The sequence below is a fragment of the Clostridium sp. M62/1 genome, from assembly GCF_020736365.1.
Lineage (GTDB): Bacteria > Bacillota > Clostridia > Lachnospirales > Lachnospiraceae > Otoolea > Otoolea saccharolyticum_A.
The window spans coordinates 1,677,590-1,701,961 of record NZ_CP085988.1 but is presented as its reverse complement, the minus strand read 5'-3'; the positions used below and the strand labels follow the sequence as shown (position 1 = coordinate 1,701,961).

General features: G+C 48.8%; 22 protein-coding genes and 1 tRNA gene. 5 read left to right on the top strand and 18 right to left on the bottom strand.

Annotated elements, in window-relative coordinates; all coding sequences use genetic code 11:
• Nucleotides 1-8 precede the first annotated feature (8 nt).
• Nucleotides 9-779, top strand: a complete 771-nt coding sequence (locus LK436_RS08060; RefSeq protein WP_416207815.1) for an ABC transporter permease — start codon at nt 9-11, stop codon at nt 777-779.
• Nucleotides 780-834: 55 nt separating this feature from the next.
• Nucleotides 835-1,491: an ATP-binding cassette domain-containing protein gene (locus LK436_RS08055; protein WP_008395708.1), complete on the top strand. Its 657-nt coding sequence runs from the start codon at nt 835-837 to the stop codon at nt 1,489-1,491.
• A gap of 96 nt (nt 1,492-1,587) precedes the next feature.
• On the opposite strand, the gene LK436_RS08050 is transcribed toward LK436_RS08055, so the two are convergent.
• The 3 genes from LK436_RS08050 to LK436_RS08045 all read right to left on the bottom strand — a co-directional run bounded on the left by LK436_RS08050 (nt 1,588) and on the right by LK436_RS08045 (nt 3,659).
• Nucleotides 1,588-2,202, bottom strand: a complete 615-nt coding sequence (locus LK436_RS08050; protein WP_015574453.1) for an HAD family hydrolase — start codon at nt 2,200-2,202, stop codon at nt 1,588-1,590.
• A gap of 151 nt (nt 2,203-2,353) precedes the next feature.
• Complete coding sequence (locus tag LK436_RS18525) at nt 2,354-2,593, bottom strand: sodium-dependent symporter family protein (RefSeq protein WP_416207814.1); 240 nt, start codon at nt 2,591-2,593, stop codon at nt 2,354-2,356.
• Nucleotides 2,594-2,621: 28 nt separating this feature from the next.
• A complete protein-coding gene (locus LK436_RS08045) occupies nt 2,622-3,659 on the bottom strand; it encodes a sodium-dependent transporter (RefSeq protein WP_021965848.1) in 1,038 nt (345 codons plus the stop codon).
• A gap of 322 nt (nt 3,660-3,981) precedes the next feature.
• On the opposite strand from LK436_RS08045, the gene LK436_RS08040 reads away from it, so the two are divergent.
• Nucleotides 3,982-4,317: a cyclic-di-AMP receptor gene (locus tag LK436_RS08040; protein WP_008395716.1), complete on the top strand. Its 336-nt coding sequence runs from the start codon at nt 3,982-3,984 to the stop codon at nt 4,315-4,317.
• 86 nt (nt 4,318-4,403) lie between these two features.
• Here the strand turns inward: LK436_RS08040 and LK436_RS08035 are convergent, their stop codons facing one another.
• The 14 genes from LK436_RS08035 to LK436_RS07970 all read right to left on the bottom strand — a co-directional run bounded on the left by LK436_RS08035 (nt 4,404) and on the right by LK436_RS07970 (nt 17,875).
• Nucleotides 4,404-4,730 (bottom strand): hypothetical protein, encoded by a 327-nt coding sequence (locus tag LK436_RS08035; RefSeq protein ID WP_021965849.1) that lies wholly within the window; start codon nt 4,728-4,730, stop codon nt 4,404-4,406.
• Between the two features lie 199 nt (nt 4,731-4,929).
• Nucleotides 4,930-5,002: transfer RNA gene (locus LK436_RS08030), tRNA-Thr, on the bottom strand.
• 162 nt (nt 5,003-5,164) lie between these two features.
• Nucleotides 5,165-5,953, bottom strand: coding sequence for a phosphonoacetaldehyde hydrolase (gene phnX / locus LK436_RS08025; protein WP_044930742.1), 789 nt, complete (start codon nt 5,951-5,953; stop codon nt 5,165-5,167).
• Between the two features lie 145 nt (nt 5,954-6,098).
• The gene (gene phnW, locus LK436_RS08020) at nt 6,099-7,199 is read right to left on the bottom strand and encodes a 2-aminoethylphosphonate--pyruvate transaminase (protein WP_015574449.1); all 1,101 of its coding nucleotides are present in this window, start codon (nt 7,197-7,199) and stop codon (nt 6,099-6,101) included.
• Between the two features lie 683 nt (nt 7,200-7,882).
• Complete coding sequence (locus LK436_RS08015; protein ID WP_008395722.1) at nt 7,883-8,737, bottom strand: SseB family protein; 855 nt, start codon at nt 8,735-8,737, stop codon at nt 7,883-7,885.
• A gap of 142 nt (nt 8,738-8,879) precedes the next feature.
• A complete protein-coding gene (locus LK436_RS08010; RefSeq protein ID WP_156796956.1) occupies nt 8,880-9,857 on the bottom strand; it encodes a penicillin-binding transpeptidase domain-containing protein in 978 nt (325 codons plus the stop codon).
• A 437-nt stretch (nt 9,858-10,294) separates the two neighbouring features.
• Nucleotides 10,295-11,983 (bottom strand): recombinase family protein, encoded by a 1,689-nt coding sequence (locus tag LK436_RS08005; protein WP_044930627.1) that lies wholly within the window; start codon nt 11,981-11,983, stop codon nt 10,295-10,297.
• A gap of 30 nt (nt 11,984-12,013) precedes the next feature.
• Complete coding sequence (locus LK436_RS08000; RefSeq protein WP_008395728.1) at nt 12,014-13,018, bottom strand: virulence RhuM family protein; 1,005 nt, start codon at nt 13,016-13,018, stop codon at nt 12,014-12,016.
• A gap of 63 nt (nt 13,019-13,081) precedes the next feature.
• Nucleotides 13,082-13,267: a hypothetical protein gene (locus tag LK436_RS07995; RefSeq protein ID WP_008395730.1), complete on the bottom strand. Its 186-nt coding sequence runs from the start codon at nt 13,265-13,267 to the stop codon at nt 13,082-13,084.
• A gap of 266 nt (nt 13,268-13,533) precedes the next feature.
• Complete coding sequence (locus LK436_RS07990; RefSeq protein WP_008395733.1) at nt 13,534-14,892, bottom strand: virulence-associated E family protein; 1,359 nt, start codon at nt 14,890-14,892, stop codon at nt 13,534-13,536.
• Nucleotides 14,852-15,505: a CHC2 zinc finger domain-containing protein gene (locus LK436_RS07985; protein ID WP_008395736.1), complete on the bottom strand. Its 654-nt coding sequence runs from the start codon at nt 15,503-15,505 to the stop codon at nt 14,852-14,854. The genes LK436_RS07990 and LK436_RS07985 overlap by 41 nt, the downstream gene beginning before the upstream one ends.
• Nucleotides 15,506-15,553: 48 nt before the next feature.
• Nucleotides 15,554-16,798 carry a hypothetical protein gene (locus LK436_RS07980; RefSeq protein WP_044930629.1) on the bottom strand — a complete coding sequence of 415 codons (1,245 nt, stop codon included), beginning with the start codon at nt 16,796-16,798 and terminating at the stop codon, nt 15,554-15,556.
• Nucleotides 16,799-17,292: 494 nt separating this feature from the next.
• On the bottom strand, nt 17,293-17,598 hold the full coding sequence (locus tag LK436_RS07975) for a hypothetical protein (protein WP_008395740.1): 306 nt from the start codon (nt 17,596-17,598) through the stop codon (nt 17,293-17,295).
• Complete coding sequence (locus LK436_RS07970; RefSeq protein WP_044930631.1) at nt 17,582-17,875, bottom strand: hypothetical protein; 294 nt, start codon at nt 17,873-17,875, stop codon at nt 17,582-17,584. The genes LK436_RS07975 and LK436_RS07970 overlap by 17 nt, the downstream gene beginning before the upstream one ends.
• Nucleotides 17,876-18,237: 362 nt before the next feature.
• Here LK436_RS07970 and LK436_RS07965 point away from each other — a divergent pair, with 362 nt between their 5' ends.
• Nucleotides 18,238-19,086: a helix-turn-helix domain-containing protein gene (locus LK436_RS07965; protein WP_008395743.1), complete on the top strand. Its 849-nt coding sequence runs from the start codon at nt 18,238-18,240 to the stop codon at nt 19,084-19,086.
• Nucleotides 19,087-19,159: 73 nt separating this feature from the next.
• Nucleotides 19,160-21,256, top strand: a complete 2,097-nt coding sequence (locus LK436_RS07960) for a hypothetical protein (RefSeq protein ID WP_008395744.1) — start codon at nt 19,160-19,162, stop codon at nt 21,254-21,256.
• Nucleotides 21,257-21,365: 109 nt separating this feature from the next.
• Here the strand turns inward: LK436_RS07960 and LK436_RS07955 are convergent, their stop codons facing one another.
• The gene (locus LK436_RS07955) at nt 21,366-24,371 is read right to left on the bottom strand and encodes a type I restriction endonuclease subunit R (RefSeq protein ID WP_008395745.1); all 3,006 of its coding nucleotides are present in this window, start codon (nt 24,369-24,371) and stop codon (nt 21,366-21,368) included.
• Nucleotide 24,372 lies beyond the last annotated feature (1 nt).

The following is a 24,372-nucleotide window of genomic DNA, read 5'->3' as shown; positions in this document are numbered from 1 at the left end:
TGAACGCGGTGACTTTTTCTGGCCGCAGCGAAACGGGAAGGCCCAGACTTCGCCGTGCCGCTGTCATCTTATTCTGGATCTCGCTGTGGCAGGCAGCCGCGGTCCTTATAGAAAATTCCATCATATTTGTAGGGCCTCTTGATGTGGTGCGGGCGCTTTTCCTCCAGCTTCCCACGGAAGAATTCTGGCTCTCTTTGAGCTTTTCCGTTCTCCGGATTACGGCAGGCTTTCTGCTGGCTTTTTTTCTGGCTGCCATTGCCGGCACCGCCTCTTTTTTCCTGCCTGTCCTGAAGGAATTCCTGGCCCCTGCAGTCCTGCTCATGAAATCCATCCCCGTAGCCTCCTTTGTCATTCTGGCTCTCATCTGGATTGGCTCGGAAAATCTTTCTGTGTTTATCTCCTTTATGGTGGTATTTCCCATGATTTACGAGTCCACCCTCTCCGGCCTATCGGGGGCAGATGCGCAGCTTCTGGAAATGGCCTGTGTGTTCCGCATTTCCGGCCTCAGGAAGTTTCGCGCTATCTATCTTCCTGCCCTTCTTCCCTATCTGGCCGGAAGCTGCCGTTTTGCCCTGGGCATGGGGATCAAATCCGGGGTAGCCGCCGAGGTAATCGGCCTCCCCAGCTTCTCCATCGGAGAGCAGCTCTACACCTCAAAAATATACCTTGAGACAGCGAACCTCTTTGCGTGGACCCTTGTCATCATCGCAGTTACAGCCCTCCTGGAAAGACTGTTTCTGCTGCTGATGAACTGTCTGCTGAAAATGCAGGGAAAATAGGCTGGGAGAACAGGCCTTGAGAAACCATATATCTTTTAGGAAAGCAGGAAATTTTATGTCAGTGAAGCAACTCTTACCCGGGCAGCTCCCATTCAGTGAGGGCTCTGCCGATTCTGAAAACGCCTCTCAGCGCGAAAACTGTATTTCTGTAAGCGGGCTTTTTAAATCCTACGGAGAGCTTTCTGTGCTTTCCGATCTCTCTTTTTTTGTGGAGGTCGGGGAGATCTGCTGCCTGATGGGGCCCTCGGGCTCCGGCAAAACCACCCTGTTTCGCATCCTCATGGGACTTGAAGAGGCAGACAGCGGAAGAATCTCTGTGCCGGCGCGGCTGGGAGCCGTCTTCCAGGAAAACCGCCTCATCGAGCACCTCTCCCCCATTGAAAATGTACGTCTTGTCATGGCTCCGGGCCCGAAGGCAGAACAAAAAAAGCAGATTGCTTCTGCACTCTGTGAGATTCTTCCAGCTGAGTGTCTCGGCCGCCCTGCCCACACCCTGAGCGGAGGCATGAAGCGGCGTCTGGCGGCGGCCCGCGCCCTGCTCTCCGACTGTGATGCCCTTATCATGGACGAACCCTTTTCCGGCCTTGACGGGGACACCAAGCATCAGGTTATCCGCTTTATCGAAAAATACAGAAACAGCCGACCTCTCCTTCTGTCCACCCACACTCCTGAGGATGCCGCTCTGCTGCATGCCAGAGTTCTGTCCTTTTAGCAGACGGATCTCTCCGGAAGAGAAGGAAGAAAGAAAACACAGGTTTAAAAATGGGGAACCGGAGCCACTGGCTGTCCGCTTCCCCATTTTTCTCTCTTATATTCCCAGCTGTTCTCTCAGCCTTTCCACATTCCCGTCTGCATAGCAGTATCCATCCATGCCGCAGGCTTCTGCACCTCTAATATTTTCTTCCAGGTCGTCAATGAAGAAGGATTCCTCAGGCCGTATCCCGAATTTTTCAAACAGCCTTTCATAGATCTCCCTCTCTGGCTTCAGACAATGCTCCTCGGCAGAAATGAGAACGCCGTCCATCAGCCCGATACCGGGAACCTCGTTTCGAAATTCGCGAAACCGAAGGGATATATTGGAGCAGATATACGTCCTGTAACCTTTTTTCTTCAGATCCCGGACAACCTCCTCCATTCCAGGCTTGGGGCTGATATTGTACTGGTGCCAATGTGCCATGCACTGTTCTGCCATATCTCTCATATGTTCATCCGGCATGCGCCCTTTCATCCTCTCCACAGCCTCTTCCTCTGAAATAGCGCCGCGGTCCAGCAAAAGCCACTCTTCCGATTCAAACACATTTTTTCTGAGCAGCTCTGTCTCCTGAGGGTCAGCCATGAAATGTCTGGCCACTCCAAGAGGATCATAGTCCAGCAGCACCTTTCCCATATCAAACACAATGTTTTTAATCTTTTTTCCTACCATAAGCTCTACCTCCTGCCAGAAGACCGATGCCTGATGATTCCGGTTTCGCTCTTCCATTTTTTCTTATTTTCTGCTTCGTTTCAGCTCTTTCTCTGTCTGGCTTTTCCTCAGCCGGATACTCCTTCTGCCGATTTCTCTTCCAGAGAATTTCCTATGACAGTCCCTGACCTTTTCCCACTGTGAAATACAAGATCACAAGAATAAAGGCCGGAGCCACAAACTTTACAATCGCGCCCCAAAGCCTTTTCAGGCCAAACCGGCAGCTTCCCTCCGCCTCAATCTCTGCTTCTGCTTTTCCGATTCCCCAGACCCATCCGGTAAAAATACAGAAGAAAAAGGCTCCCACAGGAATCATCAGATTATCGGTAAATTTCTCCATCACCGCATTCATGGGCAGCATCTGCAGTCCGTCTGCAAAGTCAAACCACGGCAGCCTTCAGCCTGGAGACCTTCCACTCTTCTGTGATAAAAGCGCAGCAGCTTTCCAGAATGCTGATGGCACTGGTGAGAGCGGCCAGAAACAGAAGGATGAAGAATGCCAGACCAAACAGAACGCCGCCGGGGAAGCCCGCAAACACCTCCGGAAGCGCCATGAAAGCGAAGCCTCCGCCCATTCCAAGTCCCTCTGCGCCCAGGGTCACAAATACCACTGGGATAATGGCAAAAGCTGACAGGATTGCCACCATGGTATCCAGAAAACAGATCCAGGCTGCACTCTTAACCAGATTTTCCTTCTTCGGCACATAGGAACCGTAAGTAACCATAATCCCCATTCCCACTGACAGTGAAAAAAAGGCCTGTCCGAGGGCTCCGACCAGAGTATCCCTGTTAAAATCCTCCGGGTTGACCGTCAGCATAAAGGCAACTCCATCCGCTGCGCCCGGAAGCGTCACAGCCCTCACAACGCAGGCAATTAAAATCAGAAACAATACCGGCATCAGGATTTTGCTCATCCTCTCTATTCCAGCCGACACACCTCTGACTACCACATAGATGCATATCACAAGAAACAGCAGTCCCCATATGAGCGGTTCCACCGGCTTCTCGATGAAATTGACAAAATACGTCTGATAGGCATCTGCCCCCTCTTCAAAGCCTGCTCCCATTAAATAAACAAAAATATACTTCATAACCCATCCGCCTACTACTGCATAGTAGGAAAGGATCACAAACAGCGTCACCATTCCGATTCCGCCTGCAAACGTCCATTTTCTGTTTAACTGGTGAAACGCTCCCACCACATTTTTCTGTGTCGCCCTTCCCATTGACAGCTCAGCCAGCATAACCGGAAACCCTATCAGGGCTACCATGGCAATATAGCACAGTATAAAGGCGCCGCCTCCGTAAGCTCCCACCTTTCCCGGAAACTTCCAGATATTTCCCAGCCCTATGGCCGAGCCGGCCGCTGCCAGGATAAAGCCCAGATTGCTGGCCCACTGGCTTCTGTTCTGATTCATACTGCTCTCCTCCTGATGTAAAACTTTTTCTCTTATGTCCTCCTGTCTTTCAGACACAAACAGCTCCATCATACCAGACTGACAGCAAAAAATCTATTCTCCCTCTGTATTTATCCATATCTGTTTGTTATCTCTCCTATAAAGAATAGTTATCAAATGTCTTTATGCAAAAGACATCATGCGGATTTCAGTCCTAAAATTCCTATTTTTGACTCCTTTTCAAAGACTTTTACAAAAAAATGAAATTTTTATTCGTTTTTTATATCAATATTCTTGATTTAATGGTAAAATAATAAAATGTAATGAACAGGAGGTGCTGCATATGAAAATGATTATTGCGATTATCGGAAGTGAAGATGCCGACGATTTGGTCTATGAGCTGAACCAGAACTCGTTCTTCGTTACAAAACTCTCCACCATGGGCGGTTTTTTGAAAAAGAAAAGTACCACTCTGATGCTGGGTGTGGACAACGCCAGAGTTGACGAGGCCATTTCCATTATCAAAAAAATGTCCGGTCAGAGAGAGCAGCTTGTATACACTCCACCAACCATGGCCGGAAACTGCTGCCCAACTGTCAATATGACAGTTCCCATGAACATGAAAGTCGGAGGCGCTACTGTATTCGTGCTGGACGTAGAAAACTTCCAGAAATTCTGATAACACTTACCAGATGCTTTACAAAAGCTCCGGTTTCTGCACCGGAGCTTTTCTGCTTCGCAGGTCCCTATTTTTTCACGGGCTCCCTATTTTTTATCCTTATAGCCTGTTCTCTCCCAGATCTCCTTCAGCCGCTCCCATCCATCCATAGATACCAGGGCCACGATAAACGCTGCCAGAATACTGGCAAATATCATATACCACTGAATAGGCTGGTCCAGCCAAGCCATGGCCGCCACCAGAACTGCCGGACAGAGAATCAGGCTCAGAACAAGCACCACCGCCGAGGTGGGCAGCTTGGAAAGTCCCGGCCAGCTCTTAATTACCTGGGTGATTGCCGATACTAAAAAGGCCATCACGCCGATCGCGATCAGTCCATAGGATATATACTGCATCAAGGTTGTAACATCCATCTGCTTTTCCTCTCTTTTTTCCTTAGTATATTGAGATGCCGAGCAGAGCGCTCCTGTGACAGTATCCTCAACGCTGCAGGAGGGACCGACAGCCTGCGGCGCGCTGCGAAACAGAGAGGTTTTCATACGATTTCGCCAGATACGCAAAAACCCTTGTAAATACAGGAAAAATCCAGTATTTACAAGGGCAAAAGAAAAAAGCTGCTGACGGGAATCGAACCCGTGACCTCCGCACTACCAATGCGACGCTCTACCTACTGAGCTACAACAGCACTTCCCGGCTCCCTGAGCCGAGATATATCATATCACAGGAGGACTCTTCTGTCAATCAAAATTTAACAAATCTTATCAAAAAATTGCCAAAATTTCATTTGAAGTCCAGACGCTGTTTCAAAAACTCTGTCCGCCTGTTCCGAAATGTTCTTGTATCTTCTTTAGACAGACTGTCCCTCAATCTCGTCGATGAGATCGCACAGGCAGCCCATATGGTCAATGACATAGTCTGCCCCTGCCTCCCGGTAGCTCTGGGTCAGCCTCTCCTTAGCCGCTTTTTTGCCAGCTTCAGAAAGGGCCTCGTACTCCTGTTCCGTCAGTCCCATCTCGGAACTTCCCTCCAAGACTCCCACAGAGATCACGCCTGCATTTACTCCCTCCTGAATATCTGAAATGGTATCTCCCACCTTCATAACGGTATGCACATTCCTAAGTCCAAGCTGTCTCATGTTTTCAAAGATCATATACGGATAAGGACGCCCCATATTGCCCACGCTGTTCGGGGAGATCCAGAAATCCGGCTCATATCCGTTTTCTGCTGCCTTTGGAACTACAATCTCCATCATCTGATCCGTATATCCCGTTGTGGATCCGATTTTTATTCCCCTGTCTCTCAGCTGTCGTACTGCTTCCAGAACATAAGGCTTTACTTCTGCATATCCGTGGAGAATCCCCAGCAGTTTCTCCGAAAATTTCTCGTGCATCTCGTCCACATCCCGGTCCGTCCACTCCCGTCCGTGAACCTTCACCCACTCACTGTGAATCCGGTCCATAGACAGCATGGTTTTAATGTGATCCCATTTCAGCATCCCCATGGGCTTCCTGGTCTCTTCCATGGTCGCATCAATCCCATATTCCCTGAAAATCTCCATAAATGCCCTGACCGGTGCAAAGCATCCATAGTCTACTGTCGTGCCGGCCCAGTCAAAAATAACACCCTCTATTTTCATTCCTGTCCTCCCGGCAGATATTATTTTCTCTGCCTTTTCTTCCTCAAATTTCCTGTTCATTTCCGTTCAGCCGCCCATCCTGCTGTCCTGGGACAGCCGGCAGACCTGCTGCCGTTTCCGTGGTAGCTTTTGTTTTCCTATGGTTTTACTGCTGTTCAGTCTTCTCCATGTACTCCTGCATGATCTCTGTCAGCTTCTGGATATCCTCCTCATAGATCTCCCCGATCACGCCAATCCGGAAGGTATCTGCATCCGTCAGTTTTCCGGGATAGATTGCATATCCCCTCTCCTTGATGTAGTGGTACATATCCTGGAAGTCGAATTTTCTTCCCTCCGGGTACAGGAAGGTGGCAATAATCGGCCCCTGCCATGCCTTGTCCACATAGAGCTTAAAGCCCAGCTTTTCAAAGTTTTCCACAAGGGTATCCATATTTTTCTGGTAGCGGGCATGCCTTGCCTCGATGCCTCCCTCGTTTTTAAGCTCCTTTATGGCCTGATCAAAGGCGAGAACTACGTGGGTCGGGGATGTGTAGCGCCATTTTCCGTCCTGTTCCATGCCTGCCCACTGATCGTAGAGGTCAAGAGAAAGGCTTCTCGCGCACCCCTTAGACTCCATCAGCAATTTTCTGTTGGCGATAATAAAGGAAAATCCCGGAACTCCCTGGATACACTTATTGGCGGAGCTTACGAGAAAATCAATGTGCCAGTCCCGAACCGGAATGTCAACACCTGCAAAGCTGGACATCGCATCCACAATAAAGACCTTTCCATAAGTATGAGCCAGCCCGCCGATGGTCGCAATATCATTCAAAATTCCGCTGGTGGTCTCACTGTGAATCATCATCACATGGGTAATTTCAGGGTGGTTCTTTAAGGCCTCCTCTGCTTTTCCTGCATCTGGTGTCTTGTCGTAAGCCTGCGTTATGTGAATACAGGAAATATGGTGATATTCGCATATTTTAGCGGCTCTCTCACCGTAAGCGCCGTTGCTCAGCAAAAGCACTGTTCCATCCTGCGGCACTACGCTGCTGAGTACGCTCTCCACTCCAAAGGTTCCTGAACCCTGCATCAGCACTGCCGTATACTCTTCCTCGGTGACATGAGCCAGTTCCAGAAGCTCTCTGCGAATTTTCTGAGTGATCTGCTTATAATCGTCATCCCATGTACAGTGATCAAACATCATCACCTGTTTTACCGTGTCCGTAGTGGTGAGAGGACCTGGCGTAAGTAATTTGTAGTTTCTCATCTCTGTTCTCCTGTGAATTTTTAAAATTTCCATACTGAGGAATCAGCGGATCCGTCAGGCCGAATGTTCAGCCGCATGTTTGGCTTCCGTTTGCTTTCAGCCTGTCTTCCGTTCCTTCTCTGCTTTGTTTTTAAATTTTTCTCCAAACAAAGCTAATTCTACCTTAAAATTCTAAAAATTCAAGAGAAATCTTGTTTTTTAACTATCTTTTTATCTTCGTTTTACATTTTATAAGAACAACACTTACATTTTTTATTTTCTATACAATCCCTGATCTATTTTTTACATTCCTCTGTTTTCTGTCTGCCCCATGTCATCAGCCTTTCTGCCTCTCCCATGTCCGGAGAGACAGGATCCCTTTCTTCTGAAAATCCTTTTCAGCGGCAAAACAGCCATGCCTTTCGATTGTCCCTGCACATACGGAGAGAAAGCCTTTTTTCCTGTTCTCTGCCCTGCACAGAGATTTTCTCCCGGTTCTCCTTCCTCTGGCCTCCTCCTTCGCAAACAGGCCCGCGATATACGGATCTACTCTGCATCCAGCAGGTCTGCAGCACAAAGAAATGTGCCTGAAGATGTGTTAAAAAATGCCGCGCTCACAGCCAGCAGGCGGGCTTTTTGGCGCAAGAAAAAGCAGGCGGAATAATATTCCGCCTGCGTCCTTTCATCCGGGCTCAGAAATTCCTCTATGCCATTGTGGGCTCTTCTCCCTCTGTCGGGGCAGTCTCCACCTGACCTGCCTCCACCTGTCCCTCAGAAGCCTTTGGTCCTGCTCCTGCCGGCGTTCTGTTAATGGTAAACGGCAGGTTAATACTCATAATATTCAGCACAACGCCCTTGGCATCCGGAACCAGAAGTGAAGCCAGCTTCTCGGCCGGAACGGCAATCGGGCGGAATTTGTTTTCCCTGTTGAATTTCTGGAATTCCAGTGCATCCGTAAAAACCGGCTGATACAGGTTTCCGTCCTTCATCTTTGCCAGCGGAACGCCCTTCTCCTCCTTCTGCACTGCCATAATAAATTTGCCCTTTTTGAAATCTGCCAGAAGCTCGTCAAGAAGCCCTGCCGTATTTGCATCATGCTGCGGGTTTGGCTGCTTCCTCATCTCCTGGGCATAGTAGAGAGAGGTGAGCTGAAGCTGAGGATTCTCAATCCACACCGTTCCCTCCGGCTGCTCCTCCTGGCTCTTCCTTCTCACCAGCTCCTCAAGCTGCAGAAGCGTCTCCTCGCCGCCATTGGCCATGAGGATCGCGTTCACACCCAGCGTAAAAAGGCTTGTGAAAAACAGGAGCTTCTGCTTTTCCTCCACCCTCACAATCGAAACAGGGATCTTCTCTTCCAGAAGCGCCTTTCCCTTTTCTCTTGCCTCCTCCTCTGTGAAAAACATCAGAATCTCATCATCAAAGGTTTCCGGGTCACAGACCACATAGGGCTGTTTCGTGCATACAGACATCAGAACGTAAAGCTCCGGCACATTTCTCATCTTTAAGAGCAGCTCCTTTTTTTCCAGAACTGCCGTATTTTTTTCTTCATTGCTCATCATATCTTCTCCTTCCGCCTGCTTTCCGCGGAAGGCCCACTGAAAAGCGCGTTTTTTCTCTAATCAATTATAAGCAAAAGAGATTTTCGTGTCAATAAAAAGGAGGGGCTGAACAGAACTCCCGGCGCGCCCGAAACAGGAAGCATTAAAAATTATCCTTTATCAGTGAAACAGCGATTTCTCTTGCCCGGGAACTAGACACATTTTGACCGGGTGTTTCTCCCAGATAAATACAAAAATAGATGCGGTGTCCGACGTCTGCAAAGCCTGTATACCAACAGTCTACTACAGTTCCTTCCGATTTTCCCATCCCCGTTTTTCCGTAGACCGCACAGCTTTCATCACTCCCCTCTGAATAAAACATAGCTTTTTCAAGAAGAGCCCTGGTGTCTGAGGAATATTTTGAGGAACTTCCAAAAATCCTCTCCATCACTTCGGTCTGTTCTCTCGGTGAAATTTTCAGGGATGATTCGATCCAAAAGCCGGTGAGGGCCGGATTGCTGTTGTTATTGTTCAGATGCCCCTCCCAGTCTGATATATCGCAGTTACCATATTGAAGGTCATCGAGAGCGCGTTTCATCCCATCCGAGCCGATTTCATCAATCACTTGCCGGTAATACCAGACACACGAGGTCTGGAAGGCAGAGAGAAAGTCGATATCCCTGTTCCAGTCGTCATTCCAGAAAATCTCACCGCTCCAGGATCGGGTGGAATTCTCCGGATCAATGACACCGTTTTCCAGGCCCACCAGGGAAGAAATAATTTTGAAGGTGGAGCAGGGAGAACGGCGGGTATCTGCCAGGTCTTCATTATAAATCTGAACTGTATATTCGTCCGGAGCAAATATGACGGCGGCGCCGTTCAGCTCCCCGAAATAAGATGCCCAGTCAGGACAGAGCACTGTGGCTGGCGATACTGAGGCCGGTGCTTCCGTTTCAGGCACAGTCTCTGCAGACGGCAGCTTTATTTCTTCTGACTCTGCGGCTGTTTCCTCTTTCTCCCGGACGGCCGAAGCTGTCTCATTCTGGAATGACGGCGATTTCTCCTGCTCAGACTCAGAAGCACAGCCAGACAGCATTGCAGACAGTGTGATGGCAGCAGCCAATAGACGGATCAGTTTCATTTGATACATTTCCTCCTGATCTTTCTTTTTCTCTTATAAATCTTTTAGTATTCTGTCTTCTGACCTAATATTCTGCTATCCCCGGCAAATCATAGAAGCAAACGAAAATCGGATATGGTTCCGGCCGATTTCTCCTACCCCGTTTGGGAAAGTGCTTTAAAAGTGCGGTTCTGCCCTACCTTATCTCAGGGCAAAACATTCCTCCCGCACTGTAGCAAGGCCTTCCGTGCAGGTTTTCCCTGCGCCGACTGATAATATCCGCCAAGGGAAATGAGTTTAACATCGGACAGCAAAATTTGGGAGGTGAGCGCAGCTCAGGGCTTTGGCGTCTGAAGATTCGTCTGCTTACGGGGACATATTCAGATATATTCAGATAGCTTCATAAAACATGGCTACCGGCTTTACCTTATCTCTTGCCGAACTCGGCTTTTACGCTATTATGCTGTCTGGGTTTTGTGGGAGAGTAAAACAACCGTCTCGACTTGTTCTTCATTGTCCAAACTAATACTCATGTCTTCCTCGATAATCGGCAGCTTAAATTTGATGGATTTTAACCACTGTCCATTGGCTTGGCGTTCCGGGTAAATCTGAATCTCAGAGATCAATGCCTCAATCAACTGCCGCCGCTCCGCTTCGTTCATCACGCCGTACAGTTTTTCAAAATAGATCAGCACTTTATAGATATTGTCACCGGTCAGTTTTTCCGCTTCAATGGCCTGCTTTTTGGCTCTGGCCGCAATCAGCAGAGATTCGGTATCCTCGATCTTATCATACATCTTGTAGAGCCGGTCATCAAGGTCTGCCTTGCGCCGCACATAGTGCCGGTCGTCCGGGTCGAGAGAATCAATCTCCTCCGCCAGCTTCGCCTTGACGGAATAATGCTGGCGCAGCTGCTTCTCGTAATTGGCAATCTCCTGGTCAATGGCGGCAGTATCCACTTTCATATTGATTTTTTCCTGCATCATGGCAGAAAACTTCGGATTGCTCACCAGCTTTACAATGACTTCTGCCACGGCATCGTCCAGCAGTTCTTCCCGAATCTGCTTTTTGTAATCGCACTTATGCCCACGAATCATAGAGCGGTGCTTGCAACCGTAGTAGTAAAAATCCTTGTACTTGGTGCCGTCCGCTTTGTGCTTGATGCTTTTGTTCCCGTACATTCCGGCTCCGCAGACAGGACACTTTACAATGCCGGAGAGCAAATGTACGTGTTCATCCTTCCCACGGTTGACGTGTTCGTATTTCTTGGCCTGTGCCAGCAGCTTCACCTGCGCCGCCTGCCAGACTTCTTCCGAAACAATAGGCTCATGCAATCCTTCTGCCAGCAGGTAGTTGTCCTGCTCCACCAGCTTATACTCGTTCCTTGTGCCGCGCACTTTTTCCGTTTTGCGGCGTCCATAGGCAATCTTGCCGCAGTACACCGGATTTTTCAAAATCAAGCGAATCAAATGTGCGTCAAACAGGGGATTCTTCCCATTCTGCCGGGGAATCTTGCGGATACCGTGGTTTTCCAGATATTTTGCAATTCCGTTTGCGCCAATATCCGTGTGCACATATTGGTCATAGATGACTCGGATTGCCTCCGCTTCTTCCTCGTTGATCATCAATTTCCCATCCACCAGCCGATACCCATAGGGAGCAAAGCCACCGTTCCAGCGGCCCTCCCTTGCTTTTTGGATTCGGCCCTCCATGGTTTGGACACGGATATTTTCACGCTCAATCTCCGCCACGGCAGACAGGACAGAGATCATCAATTTGCCCGCATCTTTGGAAGAATCAATGCCATCCTCAACACACACCAGATTAACGCCAAAATCCTGCATGACCTGAAGGGAGGAAAGCACATCCGCCGCATTTCTGCCAAAGCGGGACAATTTGAACACCAGAACATAAGACACGCCGTCTTTGCCGGATTTGATATCCTCCAACATCTGGCCGAATTGTGCCCGCCCTTCAATGGATTTGCCGGACTTTCCCGCATCCTCATATTCACCGACGATTTCATAATCATTGTAGTCGGCGTAGGCCTTCATTTTGGCCTTCTGCGCATCCAGCGAGTAGCCGTCCACCTGCATAGCGGTGGAGACTCTGGTATAGGTGTAAACCTTTATCTTCTCTTTTTCCATCTGCCTGCTCTCCATAGGCACTACAGCCCCTTATTTTTTCTCTGTCTTCTGTTCTAACATCTTAATGGAATCCAGATAGTCCTTTTCCACTTCACTAAGCGTTCTGGCCTTGTACTTCTTGTATTCGGCAGTCGCTTTATCCACGGCCTGTTTATGGCTCACGCTCCCATTTCCTTGCAATAGCTGCTCACCGCTCATCGTAAGAATACGGTCCAAATGCTCTGCCCAATCTTTCATGGTCATAACCTGTTTCCGTTCCGCCTGACGCTCCGCGAAATCCAGATACCCAGAAACAAGCTGGCCCATTGCGCGAAGCTCCTTTTCGTTCAGGTAGTTCTTCGCTACCACCGCTTCTTTCAGTGTGGGCTGTTTTCCGGCAAATGCGGTAAGGCCCATAAATTCCTTTTCGGCATCTGCTCTCGTGTAAATGACCTCAGCCGCTGTTTGACCATGAATGGCATAGTGGATCTTATTCTGGACTTTCCTGAAAAACTGGACAGAAATCTCTGCATGAGGGTCATAGTCGATGCTGGTGGCGTAAATTTCCAAAACCTGCCGATAAAAAACCTTTTCAGATGCACGGATATCTCTGATCCGCTCCAGCAGTTCCTTGAAGTATCCGCCGCCGCCCAGATTTTTCAGCCGCTCGTCATCCAAGGCAAACCCTTTTCGCATATACTCTTTCAGAATCCCGGTTGCCCAGATACGAAACTGTGTACCGCGTTTGGACTTTACACGATAGCCGACCGATATAATCACGTCTAGATTATAGTATTCAACCTGATAGGTTTTCCCATCAGCGGCAGTTGTTGCAAATTTTGCAACAACTGAATCGCGCACGAGTTCACCCTCTGAAAAAATATTCTTGATATGCCTTGAAATCGTGGATTTATCCCGCTGGAACAGCTCAGCCATCTGATCGGCAGAAAGCCAGACAGTATCGCCGTCAAAGGTCGTCTCAATTTTAGTTAAACCATCTTCCGTCCTATAGATCATCATTTCGGAACCTGGCATTTTATCATTTGGGTGTTCCATTCGCATTCACCTCAGATTTTAGTTATCGTATTTTGTTTGGACTTTATTATCACGTTAATTATATCATGCAGCAATTTGGCCTGCAACTACTTCATACTCAGGATTAGGATCTTTTTTATCAACCGCTGTACCGTCTTGCTCATCATGCATTACCGATGGCAACGGAAGATTCTCAACATCCAGTTCTGAAGCATACTTTTCAATCAAACTAGCCAGCAGGTCTGCAAAACCGCTCCATTCATCTACCATAGGCTACCTCCATAGAGTGACAGGTCAGAGGGCAGCACCGGCAACGAAGTCCGGCAACGGACCTCTGAAAACCTGTAAACTATCGTCTGACCTGCAAATCTTACTTTATAAATTTTCTTGAAAATCTCGTTGCTTTCGTTGCCGGAAATATAGATAGATATTAGAAAATGCCTTATTTACAGGCTTTTTCCGTATCCAGACCGGAAAATCCCCGGCAACGAACCCGGCAACCAAGTGACAACCATCCCGGCAACAGACTGCTGATTTTATGCGATCCATTCCTGTGGAAGTTCCAACTGGCAGCATTCTTCCTCGCTCAGTTCCACAAATCCATCTTCGTTGCCGGGCAGTTCGTTGCCGGAAACGTCCCGTTCCCAGCCCCTCTGCCTGCCATACCCGGCGAACATCCGGGGATTGGAGAATGGTTTCCAGCCTGTCACCACCGTGTTCATGATCTCGTTGATATTGTGCAGCTGCCACCGCTTCGGCTCGTCGTAGATGTGGCCCAGGGCCTCCCTAAAAAGCTGTTTGGAGCAGACCATGCTGCCGGTGTAGTGTTCCAGAAAGCCCTGTATCTGCCCGGCCTCGGTGTCCTCCGGCATGAAATCTTTCTGCACTTCCACCAGCTGACGCTGGATGGACTTGCTGAATTTCATGGAATACTTCCCGCTGCGGTAAATCGTCATAGCCTCCGCCCATACCTGCAAAAGATAGACTCTGGAGGCGTCCTCGTCCTCCAAAATGTGAACCTCCGTATTCTCCGGGTAAATCATGATCGGCAGGAAGCGCCGGTTCCCGGCCCGGTCAAGGGGCAGGAAGTCCAGCGTGTTGGATGAACCGCCGAATACACACTGCCGCAGCCGGTCTTTGGGCTGGGCCTCATAGGGCGTCCGGTAGGTTTCCTTCTGGCGGCTGATGAACGAGCGGATTTCCTCAATGCTTTTGGCGTTGCTGGTAGCCAGCATCTCCGACATCTCGATGATCCAGTGTCCTTGCAGCTTCAAATACACCCTGTCATCGTCCAGCTTTTTCAGATCATCGGAAAACCACTCATCCCGGATCGCCAGCAGTCGGAAGAAGCTGGACTTGCCAGCGCCCTGACCGCCCACCAGACAGAGCATTTCCTCATATTTGGAGCTAGGGCGGAATACCCGGCGTATGGCCCCCAGCAGGAAGTGCTTCAGCATTTCTTCCACATAGTCGTTCTCGTCCGCACCTAAGAAGTGATGGAGACAGGAGCGGATGCGGGGCGTCCCGTCCCAGACAAGGCCGTTCAGCACGTCCTGTATGGGATGGTAACAGTTTTCATTCGCCACGATGGAGAGCGCCGCCGTCATCTTTTTCTCACTGGTCAGGTCGTAATTCTGCTCAAAATAGAGAAGCAGATACTTCACGTCCGTATCCGTCAGGGCGCTGGTATTCCTGCGCCAGCCCAAATCCCGTACAATGTCCACCCGGTCAGTCAGAAGGTTCAGGCGGATCGCCCCACGCAGGAGAGGGTCATGGCAGAACACCGTCCGACAGTTGCCGATGGTGTTGGCGGGCTGGCCTTTCTCCGTGACAGACAGGCTTTCCCGTACTTCGTCAACGCTCTGCTCCGGCGCTAAGGCTTCGGCTGCGCTCATGGCGGCCTGCCGGGTGGCTGGCGGTAAACTCTGATATTCGCTGCTCAATCTTCCTCACCTCTTTTCCATACTCAGCGACCACACAGGCACGTTCCTCCATGCTGCCGGACAGGAGAATATCCAGCAGATACTCCGTGTGCGCTTTCTTTTGCAGGGCTTCCACAAACAGCGGATTCCACGTTTCCTCCGGCGTCTGCGGGGCGTATTCCTTCTCCCAGCATTCCAGCAGATGCAGATAATCGCAAAGTACCCGGAAACATTTCTGCTCCGCCTGCCGGTAGCGCAGTTCCTCGCTGATTTTCCGTTTGACCGGTCTCCTGCGGGGCGGGTCATGGCCTTTGGCGTCATAGCGGACAGAGAAATCCTCCGCCAGCTTCAGCGCCGCCTCCTTGCTGCTCAGGCTAAACAGACGGGCGGTAAAATCAATCACATCCCCGTCCGCCTGACAGCCGAAACAGTGGAACCGGCGGTCGACCTTCATGCTGGGATGCTTGTCATCATGGAAAGGACAGCAGGCCATCCCGTTCTTGCCAATCTGCACCCCGTAATATTCCGCAGCCTGCCTTGTGGGGACAGACTGCTTCACCGCTTCAAATACATTCGATTTTCTCACCTCCAGACAGGGAAAAAGGCACCCGGTTTCCGCAGAAAATCAGGTGCCTCATAACTCCATATCGTGTTTCTTTTTCGGAGCGATCCGCCCCTCCCGTTCCCAGCGTTCCCGGTTATCCCGGTCAGCGTCCACCTTGCCTTTCGCCAGCTTCTCCAGGATAGATTCTCTGGCCTTCTCCTTAATCTGCTCCTTACCGGCCTTCTTGACCTCCGGCTGCATAAGCGTTTTCTGGATTTTTGCCAGGGCGTTCTGCATGACCCGCTTGATTTTGGTAATAACGCCATCCAGCCGGGCGGCTGCGTAGTCACGTTCCTTCTTCGGTGCCTTCCGCTCCGGCGACAGCACCCATTTTTTGGATTCTTCCACCAGACGAATATCTTCCTTGTGGGTTTCCAGCCGGACGGTATCGGTCACCACCTCCACCGCCTTGTCATAGGCCGCATCGGAAACATCGTCCAGCAGCGTTTCCACATCCTCAATTTTGAGCGTTAATTCTTCCAGCTTCTGCTCCTGCGCCGCCAGCTGCTCCTTCTGTTTCATCAGGATATAGTCCTGCTTTTCCAGATACTCCCGCCCGCCGTAGGACGGCTCCTGATCCAGATGCAGCCCATGTAGCCTTGTGATGTCAAACAGGATTGTCCGACAGACCGCATCGAAGGTCTGTTTCCGGTTGTTATGCCTGCCTTTTGGCTTCTCCGGGTTCGGGAGAGGAATGCCCAGTTCTTCCAGCGCTTTTTCCTGCTGGGGGCACAGTTCCCCGTAGCGGTTCTGGCAGTCAAACACATGGCGCTCATGGATATGGGGCGTCCCCTCGTCCAGATGGAGCGCCCAGTCTAAAATGTGGATATGGGAACCGAAGCGGCGCTCGAATTCCTCATAGAACTCGTTGACGATACGAAAGAGTGTTTCCGGTGAGACGGATTCTCCCAGCGTGCCGATCTGGTAGATGCTTTCCTCCGGGCAGGTCTTGTGGTTTTTCAGCAAGTCCTCCACGGTGCGGTTGCGCTCGGTGTGCCGGGTTTTCTCATTCCGGGCGTTCTGCGCCTCCACATGGTCAGAATAATGCTCGTAGTAATACATCCGCTCGATTTCCTCAAAGCTGAAATCCGGCTGCTCCGGGTTCTCCCGGAACTCATGTGTCGTGAAGCCCCGATAGCAGTCCCAGTAGATATTTTGTCTGGCCCGCTCTGCGTCAATGTGTTCGCTGTTCTCCACATCGAACCGGCGGTCATTGTGGCGGGGATTGTAGGTGCCATGCTTGCCGGAGCGCCCGTTGTGTCGTGTCAGTTTCAAACAATTTCCCTCCTTCCTGCGAAGATGTTCCGGGGCCGGGGAAGGGCGGCGAAGCCGCAAATCCTGTGAAAGTCTGCGTCAGGTAATATACCCAGTACAAGTTGACGCAGGCATCAACTTTCCCTGGGCAAGGCGCTTCGCCCTTGACCCGATGGGGCGGCTGCCCTCAACCCGCCAATGGGCGTTAGTCTCGGCTCCCGCCTCGGTCGGTGCTTTTGCGGCTTTGCCGCAAAGGTCGTCACTGGCGACCCGCACCTCTTGACCCCAGCAGTGCGCTGCCGCCCCTGCACCCAGGCACAAAGGGCTTGCCGCCCTCTGTACTCCCGCCCGGCGAAGCTGGCTTCCACCGCCGAAGCGGTTTCCGCCAGTTTCACCGGCTCCGCATCCACACAGTTACGCCTTTCGGCGGGAAGTGGATACGGAATACGCCTGCGGGGATTGCCGGTCAAAACATCGGGTGCAGACCCGTCATTTTTCCCGTAAACGTCCCGATTTCAGGCGATTTTTTCTTCCGCCGTCATCACCTGAAAGCAATGCTCCTTTGCATAGGCGCTGGCAGCGGCTTTCCGTTCCTCGCTGTAAGGCGGGATGAGCCGGATCGACAACCGAGCCTTGTCCAGAACATAGGTCACGCTGCCCTCCGGTGTACTGCGCTCCAACCGGCACAGCAGCGGGTACTTCCGGCTGAACTCCGCCAGCCTGCGCTTCAAGCTGGCGTTGAAGGTATAGACGCTAGCAAGGTTCTCCGCCTCGTTCCAGTTGATGATGGTTTCTTTCTCATACTTAGACAGCTTCCTCATACAGATCCTCCTTATAATCAGTGTAAGATTTCAGCACACGCAGGCTGCGCTTGAGACGGCGGTACTCGTCCATCTCCATGCGCAGATGGTGGTAAAAATCCTCGTACCAGCTTTCGTCCACCTCCGTCTCCACCTTCCGGGCCAGTCCAAGCATCCAGCGTTTGGCCTCCGGGTCAACCGTCAGGGACGTCAGCCATTTCAGCCGTGTCACCGTATTGTGGTGGCTGGGACAGCCGTAAGCGTAGAGAATCTTCTTTTCTTTCATACTCAGTGTCATAATGATTTCCTCCATTTCTTTGCTGCGGAGCCATGCGCCCCGCATGATAAACTTGTTTCTGTCCGCCGGTCTGCCTGCAAGCCGCTCCTGCCCGGAATTTTTTCCGGCGTATCGGCCTCTTCGGTGCGCTCGATTTCTGTCATGGCGTCACTTCCCCGGAGGCCATACTCCTTGCAGCCGGTCATTCGATTTTCAAGGTTCAGTGCCTGTCTGCAAGAACCATTCTATCGAAAAAAGGGGGCTGCTCCCGTATATCCAAGACGTTGGAAAAACGCTCGAAATCCGCATATTTCCACGCTTATGGAATCGTGCTATAATGGGTGTATTCACTGAAAAAACAATAACGAGAGAGGGGGCATTGGATGTACACAAAGCTGTCAATCCCGGAGCGGCTCAAAGACCTGCGGGTGGTGGACAAGCACCTGACGCTGGAACAGCTGGCGGAGCAGACCGGCCTTTCAAAATCTGCGCTGGGAAAATATGAAAGCGATGACTACAAGGACATCAGCCCGTTTGCGATTGCAACGCTGGCAGAGTTTTACGGCGTGTCCACCGACTATCTGATGGGGCTGTCCGAAAATAAAAATCACCCAAACACAGAGCTTCAGGCTCTGCATCTGAGTGACGATATGGTAGAACTTTTGAGCAGCGGCAAGATCAACAACCGGCTTCTCTGCGAACTTGCCACGCATCCGAACTTCCGGCGGCTGATGGTGGATATGGAAATTTGTATCGATCGGATCGCCAATATGCGGGTGGAGCAGATGAATCTGGTGATGGAGGCCACCCGGCGGACCGTCCTCAGCAAGTATGCGCCCGGAGAAGATGACCTCTATATGCGGACGCTGGAGCTGGGGCAGGTGCAGGAAAGCGACTTTTACAGCCACGTCATGCACGATGACCTAGACAGCATCGTCCGGGATATACGGGAAGCCCACTTGAAGGACAAGACCACCGCCGACCCGCAGCCCACGCTGGAGGATGTCAAGGAAAAGTTTGAACGGGCGCTCGAACAGGGTAGCCAGGAGGAAATGGCGATCCATGAATTTTGTGACAGGATGCAGATACCCTTCGAGAAAATTTCCTCGGAGGACTTCTCGGCGTTCCTGAGGATACTGAGCCTGTCCAAGCTGCTCAAAAATCCCAATAATATGCGAGGAAAAGCAAGGCCAAAGCCGTATTATGCGTCTAAAAAGAAAAAGCAAAAATGATTTAAGCAAATAGCAATTTGCCTGCTAGTTTACATACGAGATAATTCAAAAAGAAAGGGACAAGAGACAGAAAATGAACAATAATCAAACAATGATTAGTGCAGCAATGCTAGAAGCCGTATGGCAAAGTCGCAAAAAAGACATGATCGACCTTATTACCCCTTTTGTAATGTATGCGACCGCTACTCTCACATCTCCAGGTGAAAAAGTAGACATACAAAAGGTGCAAAATTATGTGCAACATAATTTTGCGTATACAGATATGCCAGAAGTCATCATAAAGAAAGTGTTTGCACGTAAACCTTATTCATCTATTGAAAGAAGAAATCATAATTATTATCTTGTTTCTCCAATCGATTCGGAGATTTCTCAAATGGATTCTCGACGGAAAGATTGTGAACGCTACTTACATGTTTTAGGAGAAAAATTATCAGTATACCTAAATGCACATTGTAAAAGAGCAGGGAATTTTACCGACAGTCGGGCGATTAACTGTTTACATACCTTTTTTTCCCGATACGGTCTTCAGATTGGCACAAATGATCTGGCAAGTGTCAGTATCTCACCAAAAGATTATGAAACAGATTACTATATCGCAAGATTCATTTTCGAGTGCAAAGATGCGAGTAATGAAGAATTTGAGTATCTAAACGATTTAATTAAAGGATACTTTTTACGTTTAGCGCTCTATATTCAACCAGAGAATGGAGATATAAAATCAGCCAACTATTCAAATACAACGTTCTTTTATGATACACCATTTTTAATAGACTTACTGGGATATAGCGGCAGCGAAAGAGAACATAACGCCCTATTGCTTCATAATATGCTGCAACGGCAAAATGGAAAATTTTGCTATTTTCCCCATATAAGACAGGAAATAATTGATATTTTATCTGCATATAAGTACTCTTTGAGTCCAACGGCAATATCCAATGGCTATCGTACTCTAGACGGTTTAAACGCTCACAACTACAACTCCAATGACGTCGATAGAGAGATTAAATTACTACCAAGTAAATTGGAAAGCCGTTTTGGAATAGTTGAACACGATATTCCTCCATATGACACAAAAGACGATGGTTCCGTAGATGAACAAAAAATGTTAGGAGAGACAGAACTCAAGCAGTTTATTAAAGATAATACTCCGCATTATACAGAAGCCAATTTGGAAAATGACGTAAAATCCGCACTGGCCATTCATCGCCTTAGAGGAGATTATACAAGTAACGATATTGAAACATGCCGTTTTATTTTTGTCACAAATAATTATGATTTTACAAGAGCTTTTAACACATACTATAAAGAGAACATAAGCAAGAGAACCTTTCAGTTAATTATTTCTGATAGTAATTTATCAGCAATTACTTGGATAAAATGTGGTGAGGTAAATAATTTGCCAGAAAGCGAATTACTAAAGAATGCGTATTGTGCATTACAACCCATCCCAGAAATAATGAAAAAAGTCGATGAGGTTCTCCAAAAACTTAAGCTATCTGGCAAGTTGACACCAGAACAAGTTGTGGCGTTACGTGCTGACCGGGTATTTCGGAATGAAATCTGGTTAGGCTCTTTTGGGGAGGTTGATAGCATCACCGAAACATCTGTACAAGAAGCTCAAAGGAAATATGAAGAACAATTAATAGCTGAAGAAACAGCCCGCCACCAAACTGAACTAAACGAAAGAGAAAAACGGCATCAAATCGAATTGAACCAACTAAACAAAGAAATGGAAAGAGCTTCGCAAAAACATACTCAGGAATTGTCAAATATCACTTGTGAACTTCGCAAGCAAAAAGAATCTGAAGAACAACAGCGGAAAATGCAAGCTGAGAAGAATCGAAAGTCAGCCGATTCATATGCGAAACAAGCTCGTGAAAAATGGATTTCTCCTCGTAAGAAACTATTATCCGTTGTCATGTTTGCATTATCGGTTTTAGGTGTTTTGGGCACAGTTTTTTCCTTTACTACACATTCAAACACGCTATTTACAATTGCATTAATTATTGCAACTATATTAGCAATAATTTCTACGATTGATACCGTATCGGTTGGAAAGCGTTTTCTCGTACAGTTTCTGGAAAAAAAGGCAAATCAATACGAGACAAAGGTACGAGAAAACAAATTAAAGGAGTACAATTCCTTGACACAACGCGAGAAAAGTGAATAAGATTTGTTTTAGGACATTTGCAACAGGCAGATAGAAAGTTTTGAGTTGTAACCAATATAATAGCGCCCATCGACATTGTAGTCAGTGGGCGCTGTTAATTGACATAAGGTTAATCACTACGCAAATGCTTATATACATCCTCCAGGAACACCTGCATCAGTTCACGCTTCTTCTCGTCATTATCCAGCAAAAGTGCGAAGAAATCTTGGTTCTGCTCATACCCGGCAATCAGAGCATCCTGTACAGCGTCAAAATAGGCGAAGCGGAAGTCTTTCAGCGAGTTATTCCGTGCACTGTCCCTCAGATGTCCATTCTTCAGCAAAATGTCCCTCATTTGCAGAGCGGACTTGGAGGCCACGCCGATATCAAAGTTTTTGTTATACGCTGCATTGATCTCGTCGATGATCTCGGACAGCTTCTTTTTCACGGCTTCATCCATAAAGACCTCATTGGGTGTCGGAAGGCTGACCTCCGGCTTGGATTCAATTTCGTGTGTATTTTCCCCGGTCTTTTTCTGACGGAAATTGGAGGCAGTGATTTTGTCCGCAATATCAAAATCATTTCCACCGCTGCCCACTTCGATTTCTTTAACCAGGTATGAAAGGAAATTGTACTTCTTGTGCAGATCCACGCTTTCAAAGCAGGTTGCCTGAATCAGGAAACTGTAAAAACGCAAGAAACGCTTGATCGTCGCACGGATTTCCTGCTTTTCCAGTTCCGGGTGGCGATTGATGATTTGCAGGGATTTATCCAGCAACGCCCACATTCGAGCCTTTTCTTTAGAGGTTCGTTTATCCTGATACAGGTATCCGTTAAATTCCTCAATATCGTCAATATCCAGGAAATTATACTGATCCACCTGAGCTTCCACCGTTCGAATATCCGAAGGGGTGATCGTCTCATTTAGAATCGTTTCAGTATAGAATGGGGCAAAGGACGCTTGAATATCTTCATATTCATTTTTGAAATCCAGCACAAAGGTTTTCTTATCATAGGGCGCACAAATACGGTTCAAGCGAGAAAGGGTCTGCACAGCATTGACTCCCCGCAGACGTTTGTCCACATACATGGCACAGAGCTTCGGCTGATCAAAGCCTGTTTGATACTTATTCGCCACCAACAGTACCTGATAGCTGTTGCTGTCAAACACTTCCGGCAAATCTTCTTCCTTAATGCCGTTCATCACCGCTTCGGTGTATTCGTGGCCGTCCAGAGAGACCTTGCCTGAAAACGCCACCAGTGCACGAATACCCGTGTACCCATGCTTGGAAATATAGGTTTCAAACTCGTTCCGGTATTTGACTGCTGCCTGCCGTGACGAAGTAATGACCATGGCTTTTGCTTTGCCGCCTAACTCCTGCATGATTCTGTTTTTGAAATGCTCAATAATGATCTCAACTTTCTGGGCAATGTTTGTATCATGCAGTTCAATATACTTGGCAATCTTACGCTTTGCGGCAATCGTTTCCAGTTCTGGATCGTCCTCAATAGCCTTATTAATTTCAAAATAAGTCTTATAGGTCACATAATTTTGCAGCACATCCAGAATGAAGCCTTCCTCAATCGCTTGCTTCATGGAATATAGGTCAAAGGCAACCTTTTTTCCTTCTTCGTTCAGACAGCCGAACAACTGCAAGGTAGTCGGTTTCGGAGTTGCGGTAAAGGCAATCATGGAGACATTGGGCTGCTTTCCGCTACGGGCAATTTCGTCCTCGATAATATCGCCCATAGATTTTTCTTCTTCTGACACATCAACAGGGGTGGCCTCGCTCAGTTTGCGGCTCTCTGAAAGAGCATATGTCACCGCTTCCATGGCAGTTCCGGCGGTAGAGGAATGCGCCTCGTCGATGATTACGGCAAAAGTCTTGCTTTTCAGCTCCTGCACAAGTTCCTGAATGTACATGAACTTGTGGATGGTAGTCACAATAATTTTTGTATTGCCGTTGAGGGCATCCGCAAGATCTTTGGACGTGCATTTTTCATCCATGACCTTGATCAGACCGGCCTTGTGCTCCAGTGACAGTACGGCATTCTGAAGCTGACGGTCTACCACGATACGATCAGTGATGATGCAAACCGTATCAAAAATGACTTTGTTTTCCCTGTCGTGCAAGGAGGCAAAACGGTGGGCCAACCATGCAATGGTATTGGTTTTGCCACTGCCCGCCGAGTGCTCAATCAGATAATTTTTCTCGCTATGGTGTTCTACGACGTCTGCCACCAACTTGCGCACGGCATTGAACTGGTGATACCGGGGGAAAATCAGCGTTTCCTTGGTAACACGCTTACCGGTATCCGGGTCTTTCTTGGTTTCTTTTTGCAGGAAAATGATTTTATCAATCAGATACAGCACCGTATCTTTTTTGAGGATATCTTCCCACATATAAGAAACATTGATGCCGTTTTCGTTGTGGGGGTTGCCCTTACCAGAGTGAATTCCAACACCACAGCCCTTATTGAACGGCAGGAAAAAGGAAGATTTTCCTTTCAGATTGGTGCACATATAGACTTCGTTCAAGTCCATAGCAAAGTGGGCTAGGCAGCCCGCCTTGAATTTCAGCAGACGAGTCTTGTAATCCCGCTCAAACTTATACTGACGGATCGCATCCTCATAGTTCTGTCCGCTGGTGTTGCATTTCAGTTCAAAGGTAAAAATGGCAATACCGTTGAGGAAGATTACAAGGTCAATGCGCTCGCCCTCCTTGTGCCAGACTTCCTCCATCACCGAGAGTACATTCTGCTGATACAGCGCCTCCGCCTTTTGGTTGAAGGTGGTGGCAGGCTTTCGGTACATAAGGGTTAGAGAGACGCCGTTGTCAAACTCCACGCCGTGCTTCAGTACATCCAGCAGGCTGCGGCTTTTCTTGTTGACCTCATTGTTGATGTAGTTGAGGATGGTCTGACGGGTCTTATCGCCATAGAGTTTTTCCAGCCGTGCCAATGTATCCGGCTGGGTTGCCTGCAAAAAGGAGAACAGCAGCTCCACATCCATACCGTAGCCGGGATCGTAAGCGGTAGAGGGACGCACCTGATAGCCGTTTTCCTCCCGCAACATTTCCAGAATGTATGCCTGATAATCTGTCCGTTCTTTTAATTGTCCTGCTTTGATTGCCATC

What these genes read in the sequence shown, in the direction of transcription:
- LK436_RS08050 (WP_015574453.1), bottom strand. Translation starts at nt 2,202, where the DNA reads ATGGTAGGAAAAAAGATTAAAAACATTGTGTTTGATATGGGAAAGGTG.
- LK436_RS08055 (WP_008395708.1), top strand. Translation starts at nt 835, where the DNA reads ATGTCAGTGAAGCAACTCTTACCCGGGCAGCTCCCATTCAGTGAGGGC.
- LK436_RS08035 (WP_021965849.1), bottom strand. Translation starts at nt 4,730, where the DNA reads ATGGATGTTACAACCTTGATGCAGTATATATCCTATGGACTGATCGCG.
- LK436_RS07960 (WP_008395744.1), top strand. Translation starts at nt 19,160, where the DNA reads ATGAACAATAATCAAACAATGATTAGTGCAGCAATGCTAGAAGCCGTA.
- LK436_RS07955 (WP_008395745.1), bottom strand. Translation starts at nt 24,371, where the DNA reads ATGGCAATCAAAGCAGGACAATTAAAAGAACGGACAGATTATCAGGCA.
- phnW (WP_015574449.1), bottom strand. Translation starts at nt 7,199, where the DNA reads ATGAGAAACTACAAATTACTTACGCCAGGTCCTCTCACCACTACGGAC.
- LK436_RS08040 (WP_008395716.1), top strand. Translation starts at nt 3,982, where the DNA reads ATGAAAATGATTATTGCGATTATCGGAAGTGAAGATGCCGACGATTTG.
- LK436_RS08015 (WP_008395722.1), bottom strand. Translation starts at nt 8,737, where the DNA reads ATGATGAGCAATGAAGAAAAAAATACGGCAGTTCTGGAAAAAAAGGAG.
- LK436_RS18525 (WP_416207814.1), bottom strand. Translation starts at nt 2,593, where the DNA reads ATGAATGCGGTGATGGAGAAATTTACCGATAATCTGATGATTCCTGTG.
- phnX (WP_044930742.1), bottom strand. Translation starts at nt 5,953, where the DNA reads ATGAAAATAGAGGGTGTTATTTTTGACTGGGCCGGCACGACAGTAGAC.
- LK436_RS08045 (WP_021965848.1), bottom strand. Translation starts at nt 3,659, where the DNA reads ATGAATCAGAACAGAAGCCAGTGGGCCAGCAATCTGGGCTTTATCCTG.
- LK436_RS07995 (WP_008395730.1), bottom strand. Translation starts at nt 13,267, where the DNA reads ATGGTAGATGAATGGAGCGGTTTTGCAGACCTGCTGGCTAGTTTGATT.
- LK436_RS07975 (WP_008395740.1), bottom strand. Translation starts at nt 17,598, where the DNA reads ATGAGGAAGCTGTCTAAGTATGAGAAAGAAACCATCATCAACTGGAAC.
- LK436_RS08005 (WP_044930627.1), bottom strand. Translation starts at nt 11,983, where the DNA reads ATGGAAAAAGAGAAGATAAAGGTTTACACCTATACCAGAGTCTCCACC.
- LK436_RS07970 (WP_044930631.1), bottom strand. Translation starts at nt 17,875, where the DNA reads ATGACACTGAGTATGAAAGAAAAGAAGATTCTCTACGCTTACGGCTGT.
- LK436_RS08010 (WP_156796956.1), bottom strand. Translation starts at nt 9,857, where the DNA reads ATGAAACTGATCCGTCTATTGGCTGCTGCCATCACACTGTCTGCAATG.
- LK436_RS07990 (WP_008395733.1), bottom strand. Translation starts at nt 14,892, where the DNA reads ATGAGCGCAGCCGAAGCCTTAGCGCCGGAGCAGAGCGTTGACGAAGTA.
- LK436_RS07965 (WP_008395743.1), top strand. Translation starts at nt 18,238, where the DNA reads ATGTACACAAAGCTGTCAATCCCGGAGCGGCTCAAAGACCTGCGGGTG.
- LK436_RS08000 (WP_008395728.1), bottom strand. Translation starts at nt 13,018, where the DNA reads ATGGAACACCCAAATGATAAAATGCCAGGTTCCGAAATGATGATCTAT.